Source organism: Streptococcus sp. V919, assembly GCF_054353475.1.
On the sequence record NZ_JBTHHY010000001.1, the window covers coordinates 698,840 to 717,608 of the forward strand.

The window sequence follows — 18,769 nt, forward strand, 5'->3', positions numbered from 1 at the left end:
ACTAAGCATCCATATTCTCTAAATCTTTTAGTTTTACAGAGACAATCTTTGATACACCAGATTCTTGCATGGTTACTCCATAGATAGAATCTGCAGCTGCCATTGTACCCTTACGGTGGGTAACAACGATAAACTGGCTATCCTTGTCAAATCGGTTAAGATAATCCCCAAAGCGTTTAACGTTTGCTTCGTCAAGTGCAGCTTCTACTTCATCCAAGATAACAAATGGAATGGTCTTGACACGAATGATTGAGAAAAGTAGAGCTAGAGCTGACAAGGCCTTCTCTCCACCACTCATGAGATTGAGGGATTGGATTTTCTTACCTGGTGGTTGCACAGAGATTTCGACACCTGCAGTCAATAAATCTCCCTCAGTCAAAATTAGATCTGCTTGACCACCACCAAACATCTGCTTAAAGGTCACTTTAAAGGACTCCCGAATGGCTTCGAATGTTGACTTAAAGCGCTCTTTCACTTCATCGTTCATTTCTGTAATGGTCTCAAGAAGTAGGTTTTTAGCAGAAAGAATGTCATCTCGCTGAGTATTTAAGAACTCCAAACGTTCATGTACTTCATCAAACTGTTCAATAGCATCCAAATTGACTGGACCAAGTGAACGAATGGATTTTTCCAAATCCTTAACCTTTTGTTCTGCGATTGCCAAATCTTCCAACGGATTGGCTTGCTCCAAAGCTTCTGTATAACTAATCTGGTATTCTTCAGTCAGTTGACCTTGAAGATAACGAAGGCGGTCCGTAATTTTTTCTTTGGTCGCTTCTGCTCGTGTTTGCTTACGAATCAATTCTTCATTTTGCTGACGTGCTTGTTCTAAATGACTGGAAATATCATCCAGTTGTCCCTCAATGTCGTCTAGTTCAAACTGCTTACGAATCAATCCTTGTTGAATTTCTTCCTTCTGACTCTTGGCTTCTGCTTCCTGCTTAGCCAAAAGTTCTGTATCAACTTTTTCAAGGTTGTCTACTTTTTCTTGCAAAAGACGTTCAATCTCTTCTTGCTCGATATTGAGGTTCTCAAGTTCATTGTTAATCCGTTCAATATCGGCAACTTCATAACGCTTCTGTCCAAGCATTTCTGTTTTAAGCAGACGTTCTTGGGAAATTTTTTCCTGCAAGTTTTGGTAGCGTTCCTGAATAGCATTTTTATTGGACTTTATTTCTTCGATTTCAGATTCCAGCTTTTGTTTTTCAGTTGCAATAATTGCGAGACGTTCTTGGCATTTTTCCTTTTCAGCTTGCCAATCTCCACCTCTGAGATTAGTTAATTCTTGCTCCTGAAGTTTCAAGAGTGTCTCAAGTTCTTCGACCTGCTGGCTAGTTTGTTGATAAGCTAAGTACAAGCCTTGTTCCTGAATACGAGCCTGCTCTCCCTGGGACTTAATGGTCTCCAAAGTTTGACTAAGTGCATTCAAGGCTTCTTGAACTGACTTCAGATTTTCTTCCTCTTGACGAAGTAGTTTTTCTTCCTGAGCGATCTCTTTTTGCAACTGCTCCAATTCAGGTTTGATGAATATGCTGTTATTTTGACGATTAGCACCACCTGCATAAGAACCACCTGTTCGTAGCTCTGTTCCATCTAGCGTTACCATACGAACTTGATAGCGTACCTTACGAGCCGCATCACGTGCATGCTCCACTGTATCAAAGATAGCTGTCGTAGCTAGAAGATTTTTAAAGATAGCTTCAAGCTTGACATCAAAAGTAACCAATTCATCTGCCATGCCAAGAAAACCTGGACTTGAGGCAATCACATCTTGATTCTGACCTGAAATGCTACGAGCCTTAATGGTTGTCAAAGGTAGGAAAGTCGCACGACCAGCTCGATTTCGTTTAAGGAAGTCGATAGCTTTAGTCGCTGCCTGTTCATCTTCAACAATGATGTGTTGGCTACTTGCACCGAGAGCAATCTCAAGGGCTGTCTGATAACGAACATCAAAGGTTAAATGTTCACTAACTGCTCCGATAATCCCACCTAAGCGAATTTTTTCTTGGAGAACACTCTTAACACCTGCATAGAAATTACTATGGTTTTTAAGAATATTTTCCAAACTTTGCGCCTTGGCCTGTTTGTTTTTTAGATTATCCAAACGGTCAAAGAGTCGATTTTGCTGACTTTGAAAAGCCTGCTTTTGTTCTTCTTCTTGCTTGGCATTGGTCTGATAGTCAGCAAGTAAGCTTTGTACTTTTTCTTTAGCTGATTTAAGAGCAAGCTCTTGCTCACTAGCCTTGGACTTGGCAGAAGCCAATTGCTCCTTCAAGGACTCTAATTGTTCTTCTTGCTTCTGAGTCTGTTGGCGACTATTTTCAAGGTCATTTTCAATCCTTGTCAGTTGGTTAGAGACATCCGCTTCTTCCTGTAAGAAAGCCACAAAACGTTCACGCAATTGCTCAATCATTTGATCTGGATCATCAGAAAAAGCTAATAATTCTGCTTCTAAACGGTTGAGTTCCTTAGTATTGACCGCTAAATTTTCTTCTAACTGACTGAGATTTGCTTCTTTTTCTTCCTTCTCTTGAATAAGAGCATTTCTCTTTTCATCCAAACTAGCTAAACGAGCTTGAGCCTCTTGTTGATTGAGAGCGACTTGCTCTGTTTCCAGTTTTGACAGGGCTAACTTACGCTCTAATTCACTGATTAGACCAGTCAAATCCATCAGTGTGGACTGGTCTTTTGATATTTCAGCTTGCAAATCATGACGTTTCTTTTTAAGTGTTTGATTTTCTTCTTCTAATTCTTCACGTTTCTGATAGTAGCTCGTCAAAAGTTCTTGAACTTGGTTTAATTCTTCTTCTGTTAGATTCAATTCAGCTTTACTTGCTTGAATTTGTGCAACCAAAACATCCAAGTAAATCGCCTTACGCTGACCATCTAATTCTATAAATTTACGAGCTGTTGCTGCTTGCTTTTCTAAGGGCTTGATTTGATTATCTAGCTCATAAATGATATCTTCCAAACGGTCTAGATTATCTTGTGTTTGTTGGAGCTTGCTTTCCGTCTCTTTGCGACGAGTCTTATACTTTAAGACTCCGGCAGCTTCTTCAAAAATAGCCCGGCGTTCCTCAGGTTTGGAGTTAAAGATTTCTTCGACTTTCCCTTGGGAAATAATAGAGAAGGAATCGCGCCCAAGCCCAGTATCTAAGAAGAGATCATGTATATCACGAAGACGGACTTTTTTGCCGTCAATCTTGTACTCGCTATCTCCTGTACGATAGATGTGACGCTCTACCTTAATTTCCTGACCTGCATCTTTGATGAAGCCATCCTGGTTATCTAGGGTAACAACCACAGAAGCATAGTTTAAAGGTTTTCTACTTTCTGTTCCTGCAAAGATAACATCAGGCATTTTTCCACCACGTAAACTTTTTACACTAGATTCACCTAGTGCCCAACGCAGACTTTCCGTGATGTTTGATTTTCCAGAACCATTAGGTCCTACAACTGCTGTAACTCCCTGGTCAAAAACAACCTTGGTCTTATCAGCAAAGGACTTAAATCCCTGAATCTCAATTTCCTTTAAATACATGAATCCAGCCCTTCCTCAACTGCATTTTTTGCGGCTTCCTGCTCTGCTAATTTTTTTGAGCGTCCTTGACCAGTTCCAAGACTTTTCCCTTCAACAAGGACTTCCACTTGGAACATCTTATCATGGGCAGGCCCAATCTCTGATATCACTTGATAACGAATATCGACATCACCATTGACTTGGAGTAATTCTTGCAAGTGAGTCTTGTAGTCTTTAATCATTTCAAAATCGCCGGCTTCTACTTTTGGTATCATGACTTGATAGATAAAATCCTTCACTCTAGCCAAATCCTTGTCTAAAAGAAGAGCACCCAAAAAGGCTTCAAAGGCATCTCCCAAGATGGTATCACGATTGCGACCACCTGATTTTTCTTCTCCTTTTCCTAACTTGATAAACTGATCAAACTGGCAATCACGCGCAAAACCAGCTAAACTCTCCTCGCGAACAATCATGGCACGAAGTTTAGATAAATCACCTTCTGGTTTTTTAGGATATTTCTTGTACAGATATTCTGAAATCAATAATTGCAGAACAGCGTCTCCTAAAAATTCCAAGCGTTCATTGTGTGAAATTTTTAAGAGGCGGTGCTCGTTTGCATAACTAGTGTGAGTAAAAGCTGTTTCAAGTAATTGTTTATCTGAAAAAACAAGATCAAAACGTTGCTCTAACACGGTTTCTAATTCCTTCATAAGAACCTCTTTCTAAAACATTATAATACACCCCATTATACCAAAAAAAGGATTCATAGTCAGAAAATAACCGTTAAAACGACTTTTTCTCACTTATCTCTAAAATCAATCCATTACTAGCAGTTCAGGCTATTTTTTGGTATAATAAATCTTATGGAAATTGAAAAAACCAATCGAATGAATGCTCTGTTTGAATTTTATGCAGCCCTTTTGACTGATAAGCAGATGAACTATATCGAGCTCTATTATGCTGACGACTATAGTTTAGCTGAAATCGCTGAAGAGTTCGGCGTTAGTCGCCAGGCTGTTTATGACAATATCAAACGTACAGAAAAAATACTGGAAGATTATGAAATGAAGCTTCATATGTACTCCGACTACATTGTTCGCAGTCAGATTTTTGATCAGATTTTGGAGCGTTATCCAGAAGATGCTTTTCTACAAGAGCAAGTTGAGATTTTAACAAGTATTGACAATAGAGAATAAGAGGAATAAATAATGGCATTTGAAAATTTAACAGAACGTTTACAGAACGTCTTTAAAAATTTACGTAAAAAAGGAAAAATTACAGAGAGCGATATCCAAGAAGCAACCAAGGAAATTCGTCTAGCTCTTTTAGAAGCCGATGTTGCTTTGCCAGTGGTTAAGGATTTTATCAAAAAAGTTCGTGAACGTGCAATCGGACATGAAGTGATTGATACCCTCAATCCAGCCCAACAAATCATCAAGATTGTCAATGAAGAGTTAACCGCAGTTCTTGGTTCTGACACAGCTGAGATTATTAAGTCTCCAAAAATCCCAACTATTATCATGATGGTTGGTTTGCAGGGGGCTGGTAAAACAACTTTTGCAGGTAAACTTGCTAATAAACTCAAAAAGGAAGAGGATGCTCGTCCTTTAATGATCGCGGCCGATATCTATCGTCCTGCAGCTATTGACCAGCTCAAAACACTTGGACAACAAATTGATGTTCCTGTGTTTGCACTTGGAACTGAAGTTCCTGCGGTTGAGATTGTTCGCCAAGGTTTGGAGCAAGCCAAAGCCAACCATAACGACTATGTCTTGATTGATACAGCTGGTCGTTTGCAAATCGATGAACTTCTCATGAATGAGCTTCGTGATGTTAAAGCTCTAGCTCAACCAAATGAAATTCTTCTTGTCATCGATGCCATGATTGGTCAAGAAGCTGCCAACGTTGCACGCGAATTCAACGCACAATTAGAAGTTACAGGTGTCATCCTTACAAAGATTGACGGTGACACTCGTGGTGGTGCTGCCCTTTCTGTTCGTCACATCACTGGAAAACCAATCAAGTTCACTGGTACTGGTGAAAAGATTACTGACATTGAAACCTTCCACCCAGATCGTATGGCCAGCCGTATTCTCGGTATGGGAGATATGCTGACTCTGATTGAGAAAGCTTCCCAAGAATACGATGAGCAAAAAGCCCTTGAAATGGCTGAAAAAATGCGTGAAAATACCTTTGATTTCAACGATTTCATTGATCAGTTGGATCAGGTACAAAATATGGGACCAATGGAAGATTTGCTCAAGATGATTCCTGGTATGGCTAACAATCCTGCCCTTCAAAATATGAAGGTGGACGAGAAACAAATTGCTCGCAAACGTGCTATCGTGTCTTCTATGACTCCAGAAGAACGTGAAAATCCGGATTTGCTCACACCAAGCCGTCGTCGTCGTATCGCTGCTGGTTCTGGTAATACTTTTATCGAAGTTAATAAGTTCATTAAAGACTTTAATCAGGCCAAACAACTCATGCAAGGTGTCATGTCTGGAGACATGAACAAGATGATGAAGCAAATGGGCATAAACCCTAACAACCTTCCTAAAAATATACCTGGAGGCATGGATATGTCCGCCCTTGAAGGAATGATGGGACAAGGTGGCATGCCTGATATGTCTGCTCTCGGAGGAGCTGGTATGCCTGATATGAGCCAGGTGCTCGGTGGAGGCCTCAAAGGTAAAATCGGTGAATTTGCCATGAAGCAATCCATGAAACGCATGGCCAACAAAATGAAAAAAGCTAAGAAAAAACGCAAATAAAAAGGACTCAGTTGAGTCCTTTTTTTGTTTAGTTATTTCTAAGTTTTTCCAAAGTATCTTTAAAGATAGCTGGGATATCGGAAGTAAATTCCATGGTTTCACCAGTTCTTGGATGGGTAAAACCAAGTGTCTTAGCATGGAGAAATTGTCCATGCCCCTTCAGAGTTTTACGAGGACCATAGACCTCATCTCCAGCAACAGGATGACCGATGTAAGCCATGTGTACACGAATTTGATGAGTACGACCTGTTTCCAGTTGCAACTCTAATAAACTATAATCACCAAAGCGCTCCAAGACTTGGAAACGTGTCACTGCTGGTTTTCCTTTGGCAGTAACAGCTTGTTTCTTACGGTCTTTTTCGCTACGTCCGATTGGTGCCTCGATGACTCCACGGTCATTTGGGAGATTACCGTGAACAATAGCCCAATACTTTCGAAGAGACTTCTTATCCTTCAATTCTTGAGCCAGTGCCATATGCGCTTCATCATTTTTAGCTATCATCAAGAGGCCTGACGTATCCTTATCAATACGATGGACAATCCCTGGACGCAATACACCATTGATGCCTGATAGGTCCTTGATATGGTACATGAGGGCATTAACCAAGGTACCACTGGTATGACCAGCACTTGGATGAACAACCATCCCTTGAGGCTTGTTAACTACTGCTACATCCTCATCTTGATAAATGATTTCTAAAGGAATATCTTCAGCTATATACTCTAAAACTTCTGGTTCTGGAACTTGATAAGTGATAACATCCCCTTCTTGAACTGAGTATTTAGCTTTTTTAACCTGTCCATTGACCAAGACCTGACCCGACTTGATTTGTTCATTGGCGAGACTACGAGACAATTCTGTCAAATCGGACAAAGCCTTATCTAAACGTACCCCGCCGGTTTCAATTTTAATTTCCATTCATTTCCTCTTTTAGCATTGCAAGCAATAACACAACTACTCCTACAGTCAGATAACTATCAGCCACATTGAAAATCGCGAAATTGATAAAGTCTAAGTGAAACATATCCACGACAAATCCTTGACTGATACGATCGATAAAGTTCCCAAGGCCACCTGCAATAATCAAAACCAATCCAAAGACTGTCCAGAAGGAATCCTCTATATGCTTATGAAGATACCAGATAGCTCCAACCATGACTACCAGGGTAATCACTGCAAAAAACCACTGTTGATCTTGGAGCATCGAAAAGGCTGCTCCTCTATTTTGCAGATAGGTTAAACTAACTAGATTTGGGATCCATGACTTGATTTCACCAAGAGCAATATTCTGAACGACATAAGACTTTACCAATTGATCTAAGACAATCAAGGCTGCTATAATCCCTGCTACTATTCCTCTTTTTTTCATGCTTTCCTCTTCTGATCAAAATACTCTTGCATAACCGCTACAAATAAGGTTCCCGCTTGGCTCAAGTCTACTTCTTCACGCTTCACATAAACCATGCGATTATTGAGATTATCATTTAATGGAATAACTGTAATTCCGTTCACACTATCGCTATCTAAGAATCCAGAACCAGTCGCATAAGCATCTGTTCTTTCAAGAATCCCATTTAAGGTAGCACGGTCAGTTACGTTAAACATTTGAGAGCTAGCACTGGTATCCACAAAGTTCTCTGAATAATAAAGATACTCATCCTTTTCCTGTGTGAATCGAACTGTTGGTAAATCAGCCAAATCATCCATAACCAACTCTTTTTTCTTGGCTAAGGGATGTCCTTCACGTAGATAGATATGAGTTTGGAAAGGAATTAATTCAATCACTTCAAGTCCTAGCTTTTCAACCCGTTGCATGATTCCCTTTTGGTTTTGATTGTTGAGATAGATAATCCCAATCTCACTATGTCCTTGGGCTACTTCATCCAAAATTTGAACAGTTGTAGATTCAAAAATACGGAAATTCTTATATTCAGGATATTGTTGCGAAAAAGCTGTAATGGTTGGTGGCAAGAAATCATAGTGCTGGCTGGCTATTGAAAACTCATCCTTTTCCTCTTCAGGATTGGCATACTGGTTCTGAAAAACATCAAATCCTTTGACCAACTCTTGTGCCTTTTCATAAAATTCCATTCCACGACGAGTAAGGAAAGTTCCAGAACTGGTTCTGCGGAAAATCTTGAATCCGAGCTCTTTTTCCAAGTCTCTTACAGAAATAGATAGACTCGGTTGGCTAACGTACATCTTCTCAGCCGCTTCACGAAAAGTACCACTATTAGCAATAGCCACAACGTAGCGTAATTGTTGAATATTCATGATTTCTCCTTCGATTTCTATCTTATCATTATACCATAAATCAAGCCTATCCAACAAAGGAAAATCATGAGGCAGATAGTTCTAATCAAAGCAAACAAAAAACACCTTTTAAGGTAGATAAAATTCTAACCAAAAGGTGTTAGTGTTACTATTATTTAGTTGCTGCGTAAAGCTCGTCTACTTTGTTCCAGTTAATCACTGAGAAGAAAGCTTTGATGTAGTCAGGACGAACGTTGCGGTATTTCACGTAGTAAGCATGTTCCCAAACATCCAAGCCCAAGATTGGTTTCTTACCTTCTGAGATTGGTGTATCTTGGTTTGCAGTTGAAGTCACTTCAAGTTTACCTTCTTTATTAACAACCAACCATGCCCATCCAGAACCGAAACGAGTTGTTGCTGCTGCAGTGAAAGCTGCTTGGAATTCTTCGAATGAACCAAAAGCTTCATTGATTGCTGCTGCAAGTTCTGCTGAAGGAGCTGTTTTTTCAGGAGTCATCAATTCCCAGAAAAGAGCGTGGTTCAAGTGTCCACCACCGTTATTGATAAGCGCTTGACGGATATCAGCTGGGATAGATTCAACATCTGAAAGTAATGCTTCGAGGTCTTCACCGATTTCAGGGTGTTTTTCAAGAGCTGCGTTTGCATTATTTACGTATGTTTGGTGGTGTTTGTCATGGTGCAAGTGCATTGTTTCAGCATCGATGTATGGTTCCAATGCATCGTAAGCGTATGAAAGATCTGGTAAGATAATAGCCATCTGTAATACCTCTTTTTCTTTTTATATAAAAATGATAACGCAAACAACCTATTTTTTCAAGTTATTTGCTCAATTTGACTGGCTTGCAATTTGCAACAAAGCCTTCTCAAACAGGTAGCCTTTTTCGTAAACACCAGTCTTAATTTGGTAATCAGCCTGGATGAGATAACGGATAGAATCCTGTAAGAAATTCAAGGACAATCCTCGCGTATCACGAAGGGCAAATTTTATTTGATAGGGATTCGGATTGCGACCAAGATAGTGACCCAAACTGCTGACCATCTGGGACTCTGTCTGACCAGACTCTTGCAATATTTTTACCTGTGTATAGAGTCTAAACTGACCCAGCATAATGGCAATTAGTTTGATTTCATCTTCACCCTGCAAGGTCAAATCTTTGACTAAATCTCGCGCCTGATCAATCTTCTTCCCTAAAATCAATTGGGTCAAATCAAAGATATTATCCTGTAAAGTCTTCGGTATGGCTTCAACAATGTCTTCTTCTGTAATGAAACCAGTATCTTTGTAAGACTGTAAGAAGAGTAGATTTTTCTGAATTTCACTAAATTGAAAACCTGATTTGATAAGCAACTGTTCGAAGGATTTTCCAGCAAAGGTAAGTCCTTGTTCCTGAGCCCACTTTTGAAAATAAGTTCGTATTTCTTGCTCTTTAGGCTCGATGGCTTCGAAAACCTTCGAATCCCGCTTGAGCAATTTGACCAAACGTCTCTTACTATCCAGTTTTCCTTCAGCAAAAATGACTAGTTTACTAGAAGGTACAGGATTTTCCAGATAGCCTTCAAAGGCCTTGAGCTCATCATCAGTTAGATAGCGTTTTTTAGCAGTTGTAATATCGAGAAAATGATCTAAAATAACAATTTTTTCATCCGCAAAGAAAGGAAGACTGACCAACTCAAGTTCCAAGCTTTTGTAGTCTACTTCTTTCATGTCAAAATAAGCAAAATTCAAATCTGCAGGATCGTATCCGATTTGCTTTAGAACCTGAGTTTTCATAATGTCGTACTGTCCTTGATCAGCCCCTGTAAACAGGGTCAAACTCGGAAGGTTCGCTAAGGACAGTTTTCGGCTTTCTTCTATAGCTAGCATCTATTCTCCTTTCTTTTTAGTTTCACTTTTATTTAATCAATATAATGTAATTTACCACGGAAATCATCAAGGTTTTGATAACCTTTTTGCGCCATAATTTCTTTGAGTTCCTTGGTAATACGTTCAAAAGCACCTACTCCTTCTTTGTGTAGAGTAGTTCCTACTTGCACCATGCTGGCACCACATAGGATATGTTCAAAAGCATCACGCCCTGTTAATACTCCACCAGTTCCAATGATTTGAATTTCTGGATTTAAGCGTTGATAAAAGGCATGGACATTGGCAAGGGCAGTTGGTTTAATGTATTCTCCACCAATACCGCCAAAGCCATTTTTAGGGCGAATAACCACTTTTTCATCCTCAATATAAAGACCATTTCCGATAGAGTTGACACAATTGACAAACTTGAGCGAGTATTTGTTGAAAATTTCTGCAGCCTGATCAAAATGTACAATATCAAAATAAGGTGGAAGCTTAATTCCTAGAGGTTTTGTAAAATACTCAAAGACTTCTGATAAGATACGGTCTGTAGTTTCAAAGTCATAGGCAATCTGTGGCTTACCTGGAACATTGGGACATGAAAGATTGAGCTCAGTTAGCCCGCGGAAATCACTATCTTGAACCTTCTTCAAAATGGTATGAGTTTCCTCTGGAGACATTCCAACTAATGATAAAAAGAAGGTACGATTTGGTTCCTTCTCTTGCAATTCCAAAAGGTAGTTCAAGTAATAGTCTAAACCATTATTTGGCAGACCCATAGAGTTGATAGAGCCAAGTGGAACATCTTGGTAGCGTGGTTCAGGATTCCCCTGACGAAATTCCAAGGTTGCTGTTTTAGTGACAAAGGTTCCTGCTGCTGAGTTTTTAACACCTTCCAATTCCTCAATGGTCATACAAGCAACTCCTGCCGCATTCATCAAGCAATTATCAAATTCAAAACCAGCAATCTGTGTTTTAGTTGATACCATGATTCTATTCCTCCAGATTCCTTAATCTCCCTACTATTATACCATACTTTGATAGGACCTTTTTAATAAAACTGACCTTATAAAAATGTTGGCTTTTTTAGCTGAAAAATAGAGCTGTTGCTAAATTGAAAGAATTTTTAGAAAATTTGTGTTTTTTCCTTTACAGTAAAAAATTTTTCTGCTATAATGTCTCATGTAATAAAATATGACAACAAAAAGGAGAACGATATGACATCTGCTAAAGAATATATCCAAAGCGTGTTTGAAACTGTAAAAGCTCGTAACGGGCATGAGGCTGAATTTCTCCAGGCGGTTGAAGAATTCTTCAGCACTTTGGAGCCTGTCTTTGAAAAACACCCTGAGTATATTGAAGAAAATATCTTGGCACGTATCACTGAGCCTGAGCGCGTAATTTCTTTCCGTGTTCCTTGGGTTGACCGTGATGGAAAAGTTCAAGTTAACCGTGGTTACCGTGTTCAATTTAACTCAGCTGTTGGACCATATAAAGGCGGACTTCGTTTCCACCCAACTGTAAACCAAGGGATCTTGAAATTCCTCGGATTCGAACAAATCTTTAAAAACGTTTTGACTGGACTTCCAATCGGTGGAGGTAAAGGGGGATCAGACTTCGATCCTAAAGGAAAGACTGACGCTGAAGTGATGCGTTTCTGCCAAAGCTTCATGACCGAATTACAAAAATACATCGGACCATCTCTTGACGTACCTGCTGGTGATATCGGTGTTGGTGGGCGTGAAATTGGTTACCTTTACGGACAATACAAACGCCTTAACCAATTTGATGCTGGTGTCTTGACTGGTAAACCTCTTGGATTTGGTGGTAGCTTGATTCGTCCAGAAGCAACTGGTTACGGTTTGGTTTACTACACTGAAGAAATGCTTAAAGCTAACGGCAACAGCTTTGCTGGTAAGAAAGTTGTTATCTCAGGTTCTGGTAACGTAGCTCAATACGCTCTTCAAAAAGCAACTGAACTTGGTGCAACTGTTATCTCTGTATCTGACTCAAATGGTTATGTCATCGATGAAAATGGTATTGACTTTGACCTTCTTACAGATGTAAAAGAAAAACGTCGTGCTCGTTTGACTGAGTATGCTGCAGAAAAACCAACTGCTACTTACTACGAAGGTTCTGTATGGACTTACACTGGTAACTATGACATCGCTCTTCCATGTGCGACTCAAAACGAAATCAACGGAGAAGCTGCGAAACGCTTGGTTGCTCAAGGAGTTATCTGTGTATCTGAAGGTGCTAACATGCCTAGCGACCTTGAAGCTATCAAAGTCTACAAGGAAAATGGAATCCTTTACGGACCTGCTAAAGCTGCCAATGCTGGTGGTGTAGCTGTATCTGCTCTTGAAATGAGCCAAAACAGCCTTCGCCTTTCATGGACACGTGAAGAAGTTGACGGTCGTTTGAAAGATATCATGACGAACATCTTCAACACTGCTAAAACAACTGCAGAAACTTACGGTCTTGGAACTGACTACCTTGCAGGTGCAAATATCGCTGCTTTCGAAAACGTAGCAAACGCTATGATCGCACAAGGTATCGTGTAAAATAATTCAATACAAAAATCCTCAATCACTTTGATTGGGGATTTTTATTTTGGTTTTAAAAAGAGCTCACTAAATTTTTTAGTGAGCTTAAAATTAATAGTTATTTTACTGTAACTAAGGCAAAAGAAAGACATTCAACAATTTCATTTGTTACTTTATCAATGTTTATATCTTCTTTGTCATTTATAATCATAGGAACAATATAAGAAAGACTTAAAGCTAAAATATAGCGAACAATCCTTTCATTTGACCAATCTCGAATAACACCATTTTTTTTAAACTGATTCAAAACTGGTGTAATTGGATTAATGATAGAATGAACAATAATATTTCCTAGTTCTTCAGAAATAGTTTTATCAATAAGTGATCGACTCAAAAGTATTTTAACTTGCATTTTATTGTTCCTAATAAAAACTAACCTATCCCGAACGATGCTTCTTAGAAAAAGTGAAAAAGAATCTTGCTCTATTGTAAATCTCTTATCCGAAAAATCAGCAATCACTTCTGGAATAACTTGCTCTAGAAATTTAGATAAAATAGCATCTAGGATACCTTCCTTGGTTTTAAAATAACTAAAAACGGTTCCTTCTGAGACTCCAGCGTGTTCAGCAATAAGATGAGAAGTTGTATTTTCAAAACCGATCTCGGAAAATAATTTTAAACTGGATATTAATACTTGACGTTGTTTTAAACTTAATTCACTGCTTTTTAATGTCTCAGCAAATTTATATTCTATACTTTCCATTGCTACCCCCTCTATCTACTCTATCTACTCTCTTATTTTAATAATTCTTTTACCACGAGTATGTCCCAATTTCAGACTACGATATGCCTCTCTAACAGACTCCAGAGAAAAACTATACTCTTTCTCAATATTTAGCTGAACTTTTCCATCTGAAACCATCTCCTCTAGAATTCTTAAATCATCATATGTAGAATGTCTTGGCCCAGTGAACTGAGCCCCTTTGATCATAACAAATGGTGAAGGTACTAAAGTTCCAATATCAGTTCCGTTCAATCCAAGATGGAAAGCTAATTTAACGTAATCACCACCATAGCAATCCAAGAATTTTGTAATAGGTTTTGGAGCTACTGATAAAAGAGACTTTTGGACATCCTCTTCATAAGTTACTGGTATAGCTCCTAAAGACTCTAAATATTTTGCATTATTCTTGCTCGCAATACCAATAACAGTTGCGCCCTTAGCAACCGCATACTGTACTGCAATGCTACCAATGCCACCTGAAGCAACCGAAATAACTACAACATCTTTTGAATTTAAATGAATTCTTCTAAAAGCTCCACCTACTGTTAAAGAGGCCACGCCCATAGTAGCAGCATGATTCATGTCAATCTTCTCTGGTTTCAATGCGATTTCCGATTCACAAACACAAATTTCTGTTGCTAACGCACCCCTCTTAGTACCAAGTCCAGGATCACTTATTATTGTTCCAAAAACCTTGTCACCTACTGAAAAATGGCTCACTCCTTCACCAATTTCTGTGATAACACCAGCAAAATCCCTAGCGACACCTCTTGGAAATAAAGATGATTTTGATTCAAACCAACGACTTGGTTGTTTTAATTTTGTCAAAAAACTCAAAAAACGAAGTGGCTTCGCCCCCTCGAAAGTTTTGTAATCAATAGGATTTAAACCAACAGCAAATACTTTTACCCTAACTTGATTCATTCTTAATGATTCAGATGTAATATTTACTAATTCTAGGACTTTTTCATTACCAAAACGATTATACTGTATTGCTTTAATAACCATTATCTAATTCTCCTAATCCCTAACAAATTGAGTGAATACTCAATTAATTTTTATATATTATACGCTTATTCTTCAAAGAAATCAACTGCTCTATGATTTTTAAACAAAAAGACCTATCCGAATAGATAGATCTTTATTTTCTTATAATTTACCTGCTACTGCATCCAATAATTCTTGGATTTTCGCTTGGTTGCTTCCTCCAGCCATGGCCATGTCTGGTTTACCACCACCACGTCCATCGACGATTGGAGCTAATTCCTTAACCAAGTTACCTGCGTGCACATCTTTTGTCTTGCTGGCTACAAGGACATTCACCTTGTCACCGATGGCTGCGACAAGAACAAGCACATCAGAGTAGTCTTTTTGCTTCCAGTTATCCGCAAATGTACGAAGAGCACCTGCATCTGATACAGACACTTGGCTAGCAATGTAACGGTGTCCGTTTGCTTCTTGAACATTCTTGAAGATATCGCCTGCGGCTGCAGCTGCAGCTTTTTCCTTCAATTCTGCATTTTCTTTTTGCAATTGACGGAGTTGTTCTTGAAGTCCTTCAACTTTGTGAGGTACTTCTTTGAGTTGAGGAGCTTTCAAGGTTGCTGCAACTGCTTTCAGAGCATCTTCTTGTTCACGATACGCTTCAAAGGCTTCCTTACCAGTCACTGCCAAGATACGACGAGTTCCTGAGCCAATTCCTTCTTCCTTGACAATCTTGAAGAGACCAATCTCAGAAGTATTACCTACGTGAGTACCACCACAGAGCTCAACAGAGTAATCACCAATCGTTACAACACGGACTTCCTTACCGTATTTTTCACCAAAGAGGGCCATAGCTCCCATTTCTTTAGCAGTATCAATGTCTGTCTCAACAGTTTCCACTGCGATGGCTTCCCAAATCTTCTCATTGACTTGTTGCTCAATAGCACGCAACTCTTCTGGAGTGACAGCTTGGAAGTGAGTGAAGTCAAAACGAAGGAATTCTACTTCATTAAGTGAACCTGCTTGAGTTGCATGGTGACCAAGGATATTATGAAGAGCTGCATGGAGCAAGTGAGTGGCTGTGTGGTTCTTCATAACACGGTGACGACGGTTGGTATCGATAGCCAAGGTGTAGTCTTGGTTCAAAGCAAGTGGCGCAAGAACTTCAACGGTATGGAGTGGTTGTCCGTTTGGTGCCTTTTGTACATCTGTTACCGTCGCTACGACATTTCCTGCAGCATCCAAGATTTGACCGTGGTCCGCAACCTGTCCACCCATTTCAGCGTAGAATGGTGTTTCTGCAAAGATCAGTGATGCAGTTCCTTCTGAAACAGCTTCTACTTCTGCATTATCTGCTACGATAGCCACCAACTTAGAAAGTAATTGACTAGCATTGTAGTTGAAGACACTTTCCACAGTGATGTTTTGAAGGGTTTCGTTTTGCATCCCCATTGATCCGCCTTTGACAGCAGATGCACGCGCACGTTCTTGTTGTTCCTTCATGGCTGCTTCAAAGCCTTCACGGTCTACAGTCATTCCTGCTTCTTCAGCAATTTCTTCTGTCAATTCTACTGGGAATCCGTAAGTATCGTAGAGTTTGAAGACATCTTGACCAGCGATAACGCTTTGACCTTTTTCTTTCAAGTCTGCTACGATTGTTTCTGCAAAGTGTTGACCTGAGTGAAGGGTACGTGCAAATGACTCTTCTTCACTCTTAACGATTTTTTCGATAAAGTCACGTTTTTCAAGCACTTCTGGGTAGTAGCTTTCCATGATCTTTCCAACAGTTGGAACCAGTTTGTAAAGGAAAGGCTCATTGATACCCAATTTTTGACCATGCATTGACGCACGACGGAGGAGACGACGGAGAACATAGCCACGACCTTCATTTCCAGGAAGGGCGCCATCACCGATAGCAAATGAAAGTGAACGGATGTGGTCAGCGATGACCTTGAAGCTCATGTTGTCGCCATCTTGGTCGTAAACCTTACCAGACAATTTCTCAACTTCACGGATGATTGGCATGAAGAGGTCTGTTTCAAAATTGGTCTTAGCACCTTGAATCACCGCCACCAAACGCTCCAAACCAGCGCCCGTATCAATGTTTTTGTGTGGCAATTCCTTGTACTCGCTACGAGGAACAGCAGGGTCTGCATTAAATTGTGACAAAACGATGTTCCAGATTTCGATGTAACGGTCGTTTTCGATATCTTCTGCAAGAAGACGAAGACCGATATTTTCTGGGTCAAAGGCTTCTCCACGGTCAAAGAAGATTTCAGTATCAGGTCCAGAAGGTCCCGCACCGATTTCCCAGAAGTTGTCTTCGATTGGGATCAAGTGGCTTGGGTCCACTCCTACTTCAATCCAGCGGTTGTAAGAATCTGTATCATCTGGATAGTAGGTCATGTAGAGTTTGTCTTTAGGGAAGTCAAACCACTCAGGACTTGTCAAAAGCTCATATGCCCAGGTAATGGCTTCATCACGGAAGTAATCTCCAATGGAGAAGTTCCCTAACATTTCAAACATAGTATGGTGACGAGCCGTCTTCCCTACGTTTTCGATATCGTTGGTACGGATTGCCTTTTGTGCATTGGTAATACGTGGATTTTCAGGGATGATAGTCCCATCAAAGTATTTCTTAAGAGTTGCAACCCCTGAGTTGATCCACAAAAGGGTTGGATCGTTTACTGGAACCAAACTTACTGATGGTTCTACAGAGTGGCCTTTACTAGCCCAGAAATCAAGCCACATTTGGCGAACTTGTGCACTAGATAATTGTTTCATATGTATCTCCTTTTTACTAATTTGAGTCTCTTTCTAGCATTTCCACATAGTCGATAGCGACACAGAGGGAAATAACTAGGTCTGCATAAGATTCGTCATAGACTGTTACAGTGTAGGTAGAGGTTAAATGGAAAAGTTCCTTGGCGATTTCCGCAATCACTTGATCACGGTCATCCAGAAGTTTAAAATTCAAATCCCAGATATTTCCTTCGATACGAAGTCCGAGGTTGTCAAACTCATACTTATCTCTGAAGAAAGTCAACTTCTTTCGGATATAAAAACTATCTCCATTACTGAGTTGAATCTCAAAGCGGGGCATGAAGGTCAGAATTTCTTTACTAATCTCGCTTACCTGCTCACCGGCTGCATCATAGATGGTAAAGGTTTTAGGTAACTTAAAAAAGAACCCTCAACTTGATAGGCGATATTGCCCAACTCATCCTTGATATCAAAGCGTTCGCCACCTAGGCGAAATTTTTGTTTGACAAGAAATGTTCTCATAAGTACCTCCAAAAATAAAAGACAAATCCATATCACGAAGGGCGAAAAACCGCGGTACCACCTTCATTCAATGAACTTGTCATTCTTGATTCTTATGCAATTGTTACAATCGAGTAGCATGATTTTCTATCTTAGATGGCTCGCAGCACCGCCAATTCTCTGAACTAAGATGGAGAGAAAATCAATTCTCAACTTTATTATTATATCGTTTTTAAAGGATTTCGTCAAGGTTAATGGCCAACTCATTTCTTTAGAAGTTTCCCAAATATTATATAGGCGATAGACCACAAGAAACTTCCAACCAATAAGAATTGACCTAAAACAATGAGATAATCCAAAATTGAGACTAACTTATACCATCCACTAAATAGAAGACAGGGAAGAACAGTAAATAGCATAATGATAAAATGTATAATAGATTGTTTAAATAGCGACCATTTTTCAATTTCATAAATTACCGAGGCTGATGCTATTGAGGTAGCAATAATGCCAACCAAAAATGTACTTTTAACCTGAAAAATATCAATCCCTTGAAGTCTCATAAAAATTGCTAAACTGGTCATAATGACAAAAGGAATAATTCCTCTAAAAATAGCTTTTTTAATCATAGCTACTACCTCAATCATAAACTAAAATGCCTTTAACTCTATCGAAATTATAGCATAATTAAGTATATTTTTCTACTAATTCATGTTCTATTTTAATAAATAACCTAGCCATAAAATAGTTAATTTTCTATGGCTAGGTTTTATTTTTTT

General features: G+C 39.4%; 15 protein-coding genes and 1 pseudogene. 3 read left to right on the forward strand and 13 right to left on the reverse strand.

The annotated features are described in order from the left end of the window. Position 1: 1 nt before the first annotated feature. Positions 2 to 3,541, reverse strand: a complete 3,540-nt coding sequence (gene smc / locus ACXYSK_RS03750) for a chromosome segregation protein SMC (protein WP_458625087.1) — start codon at positions 3,539 to 3,541, stop codon at positions 2 to 4. Next, positions 3,532 to 4,230, reverse strand: coding sequence for a ribonuclease III (gene rnc / locus ACXYSK_RS03755; protein ID WP_373113601.1), 699 nt, complete (start codon positions 4,228 to 4,230; stop codon positions 3,532 to 3,534). Before rnc ends, smc begins: the two co-directional genes overlap by 10 nt. Positions 4,231 to 4,383: 153 nt before the next feature. On the opposite strand from rnc, the gene ACXYSK_RS03760 reads away from it, so the two are divergent. Beyond that, the gene (locus ACXYSK_RS03760) at positions 4,384 to 4,716 is read left to right on the forward strand and encodes a putative DNA-binding protein (protein ID WP_125374075.1); all 333 of its coding nucleotides are present in this window, start codon (positions 4,384 to 4,386) and stop codon (positions 4,714 to 4,716) included. Between the two features lie 12 nt (positions 4,717 to 4,728). Beyond that, positions 4,729 to 6,294: a signal recognition particle protein gene (gene ffh, locus ACXYSK_RS03765; protein WP_458625088.1), complete on the forward strand. Its 1,566-nt coding sequence runs from the start codon at positions 4,729 to 4,731 to the stop codon at positions 6,292 to 6,294. Between the two features lie 28 nt (positions 6,295 to 6,322). On the opposite strand, the gene ACXYSK_RS03770 is transcribed toward ffh, so the two are convergent. The 6 genes from ACXYSK_RS03770 to ACXYSK_RS03795 form a co-directional block, all read right to left on the reverse strand. Continuing rightward, positions 6,323 to 7,213: an RluA family pseudouridine synthase gene (locus tag ACXYSK_RS03770; protein ID WP_458625089.1), complete on the reverse strand. Its 891-nt coding sequence runs from the start codon at positions 7,211 to 7,213 to the stop codon at positions 6,323 to 6,325. Continuing rightward, the gene (lspA, locus tag ACXYSK_RS03775) at positions 7,203 to 7,664 is read right to left on the reverse strand and encodes a signal peptidase II (RefSeq protein WP_458625090.1); all 462 of its coding nucleotides are present in this window, start codon (positions 7,662 to 7,664) and stop codon (positions 7,203 to 7,205) included. The genes ACXYSK_RS03770 and lspA overlap by 11 nt, the downstream gene beginning before the upstream one ends. Next, a complete protein-coding gene (locus ACXYSK_RS03780; protein WP_414253513.1) occupies positions 7,661 to 8,569 on the reverse strand; it encodes a LysR family transcriptional regulator in 909 nt (302 codons plus the stop codon). Before ACXYSK_RS03780 ends, lspA begins: the two co-directional genes overlap by 4 nt. 151 nt (positions 8,570 to 8,720) lie before the next feature. Then, entirely contained in the window at positions 8,721 to 9,326 is a 606-nt protein-coding gene (gene sodA / locus ACXYSK_RS03785) for a superoxide dismutase SodA (protein WP_458625091.1), read from the reverse strand. Between the two features lie 69 nt (positions 9,327 to 9,395). Continuing rightward, positions 9,396 to 10,433: a DNA polymerase III subunit delta gene (gene holA / locus ACXYSK_RS03790; protein WP_458625092.1), complete on the reverse strand. Its 1,038-nt coding sequence runs from the start codon at positions 10,431 to 10,433 to the stop codon at positions 9,396 to 9,398. Positions 10,434 to 10,465: 32 nt separating this feature from the next. Then, positions 10,466 to 11,401, reverse strand: a complete 936-nt coding sequence (locus ACXYSK_RS03795) for a dihydroorotate oxidase (protein WP_458625093.1) — start codon at positions 11,399 to 11,401, stop codon at positions 10,466 to 10,468. A 228-nt stretch (positions 11,402 to 11,629) separates the two neighbouring features. Between ACXYSK_RS03795 and gdhA the strand changes: the two genes are divergently transcribed. Further along, the gene (gene gdhA / locus ACXYSK_RS03800; protein ID WP_045763342.1) at positions 11,630 to 12,976 is read left to right on the forward strand and encodes an NADP-specific glutamate dehydrogenase; all 1,347 of its coding nucleotides are present in this window, start codon (positions 11,630 to 11,632) and stop codon (positions 12,974 to 12,976) included. A 100-nt stretch (positions 12,977 to 13,076) separates the two neighbouring features. On the opposite strand, the gene ACXYSK_RS03805 is transcribed toward gdhA, so the two are convergent. The 5 genes and pseudogenes from ACXYSK_RS03805 to ACXYSK_RS03825 form a co-directional block, all read right to left on the reverse strand. Further along, positions 13,077 to 13,721: a TetR/AcrR family transcriptional regulator gene (locus tag ACXYSK_RS03805; RefSeq protein ID WP_458625094.1), complete on the reverse strand. Its 645-nt coding sequence runs from the start codon at positions 13,719 to 13,721 to the stop codon at positions 13,077 to 13,079. A 24-nt stretch (positions 13,722 to 13,745) separates the two neighbouring features. After that, positions 13,746 to 14,750, reverse strand: coding sequence for an NADP-dependent oxidoreductase (locus tag ACXYSK_RS03810; protein ID WP_458625095.1), 1,005 nt, complete (start codon positions 14,748 to 14,750; stop codon positions 13,746 to 13,748). 141 nt (positions 14,751 to 14,891) lie between these two features. Beyond that, on the reverse strand, positions 14,892 to 17,510 hold the full coding sequence (alaS, locus tag ACXYSK_RS03815) for an alanine--tRNA ligase (RefSeq protein WP_458625096.1): 2,619 nt from the start codon (positions 17,508 to 17,510) through the stop codon (positions 14,892 to 14,894). Positions 17,511 to 17,526: 16 nt separating this feature from the next. After that, a pseudogene (locus tag ACXYSK_RS03820) lies at positions 17,527 to 18,011 on the reverse strand (LURP-one-related/scramblase family protein). 242 nt (positions 18,012 to 18,253) lie between these two features. Next, entirely contained in the window at positions 18,254 to 18,619 is a 366-nt protein-coding gene (locus ACXYSK_RS03825; protein ID WP_458625097.1) for a DUF3021 family protein, read from the reverse strand. Positions 18,620 to 18,769: the final 150 nt, after the last annotated feature.

Excerpts from the sequence above, each read along its gene's own strand:
- smc (WP_458625087.1), bottom strand. The coding sequence starts at position 3,541 with ATGTATTTAAAGGAAATTGAGATTCAGGGATTTAAGTCCTTTGCTGAT.
- rnc (WP_373113601.1), bottom strand. The coding sequence starts at position 4,230 with ATGAAGGAATTAGAAACCGTGTTAGAGCAACGTTTTGATCTTGTTTTT.
- ACXYSK_RS03760 (WP_125374075.1), top strand. The coding sequence starts at position 4,384 with ATGGAAATTGAAAAAACCAATCGAATGAATGCTCTGTTTGAATTTTAT.
- ffh (WP_458625088.1), top strand. The coding sequence starts at position 4,729 with ATGGCATTTGAAAATTTAACAGAACGTTTACAGAACGTCTTTAAAAAT.
- ACXYSK_RS03770 (WP_458625089.1), bottom strand. The coding sequence starts at position 7,213 with ATGGAAATTAAAATTGAAACCGGCGGGGTACGTTTAGATAAGGCTTTG.
- lspA (WP_458625090.1), bottom strand. The coding sequence starts at position 7,664 with ATGAAAAAAAGAGGAATAGTAGCAGGGATTATAGCAGCCTTGATTGTC.
- ACXYSK_RS03780 (WP_414253513.1), bottom strand. The coding sequence starts at position 8,569 with ATGAATATTCAACAATTACGCTACGTTGTGGCTATTGCTAATAGTGGT.
- sodA (WP_458625091.1), bottom strand. The coding sequence starts at position 9,326 with ATGGCTATTATCTTACCAGATCTTTCATACGCTTACGATGCATTGGAA.
- holA (WP_458625092.1), bottom strand. The coding sequence starts at position 10,433 with ATGCTAGCTATAGAAGAAAGCCGAAAACTGTCCTTAGCGAACCTTCCG.
- ACXYSK_RS03795 (WP_458625093.1), bottom strand. The coding sequence starts at position 11,401 with ATGGTATCAACTAAAACACAGATTGCTGGTTTTGAATTTGATAATTGC.
- gdhA (WP_045763342.1), top strand. The coding sequence starts at position 11,630 with ATGACATCTGCTAAAGAATATATCCAAAGCGTGTTTGAAACTGTAAAA.
- ACXYSK_RS03805 (WP_458625094.1), bottom strand. The coding sequence starts at position 13,721 with ATGGAAAGTATAGAATATAAATTTGCTGAGACATTAAAAAGCAGTGAA.
- ACXYSK_RS03810 (WP_458625095.1), bottom strand. The coding sequence starts at position 14,750 with ATGGTTATTAAAGCAATACAGTATAATCGTTTTGGTAATGAAAAAGTC.
- alaS (WP_458625096.1), bottom strand. The coding sequence starts at position 17,510 with ATGAAACAATTATCTAGTGCACAAGTTCGCCAAATGTGGCTTGATTTC.
- ACXYSK_RS03825 (WP_458625097.1), bottom strand. The coding sequence starts at position 18,619 with ATGATTAAAAAAGCTATTTTTAGAGGAATTATTCCTTTTGTCATTATG.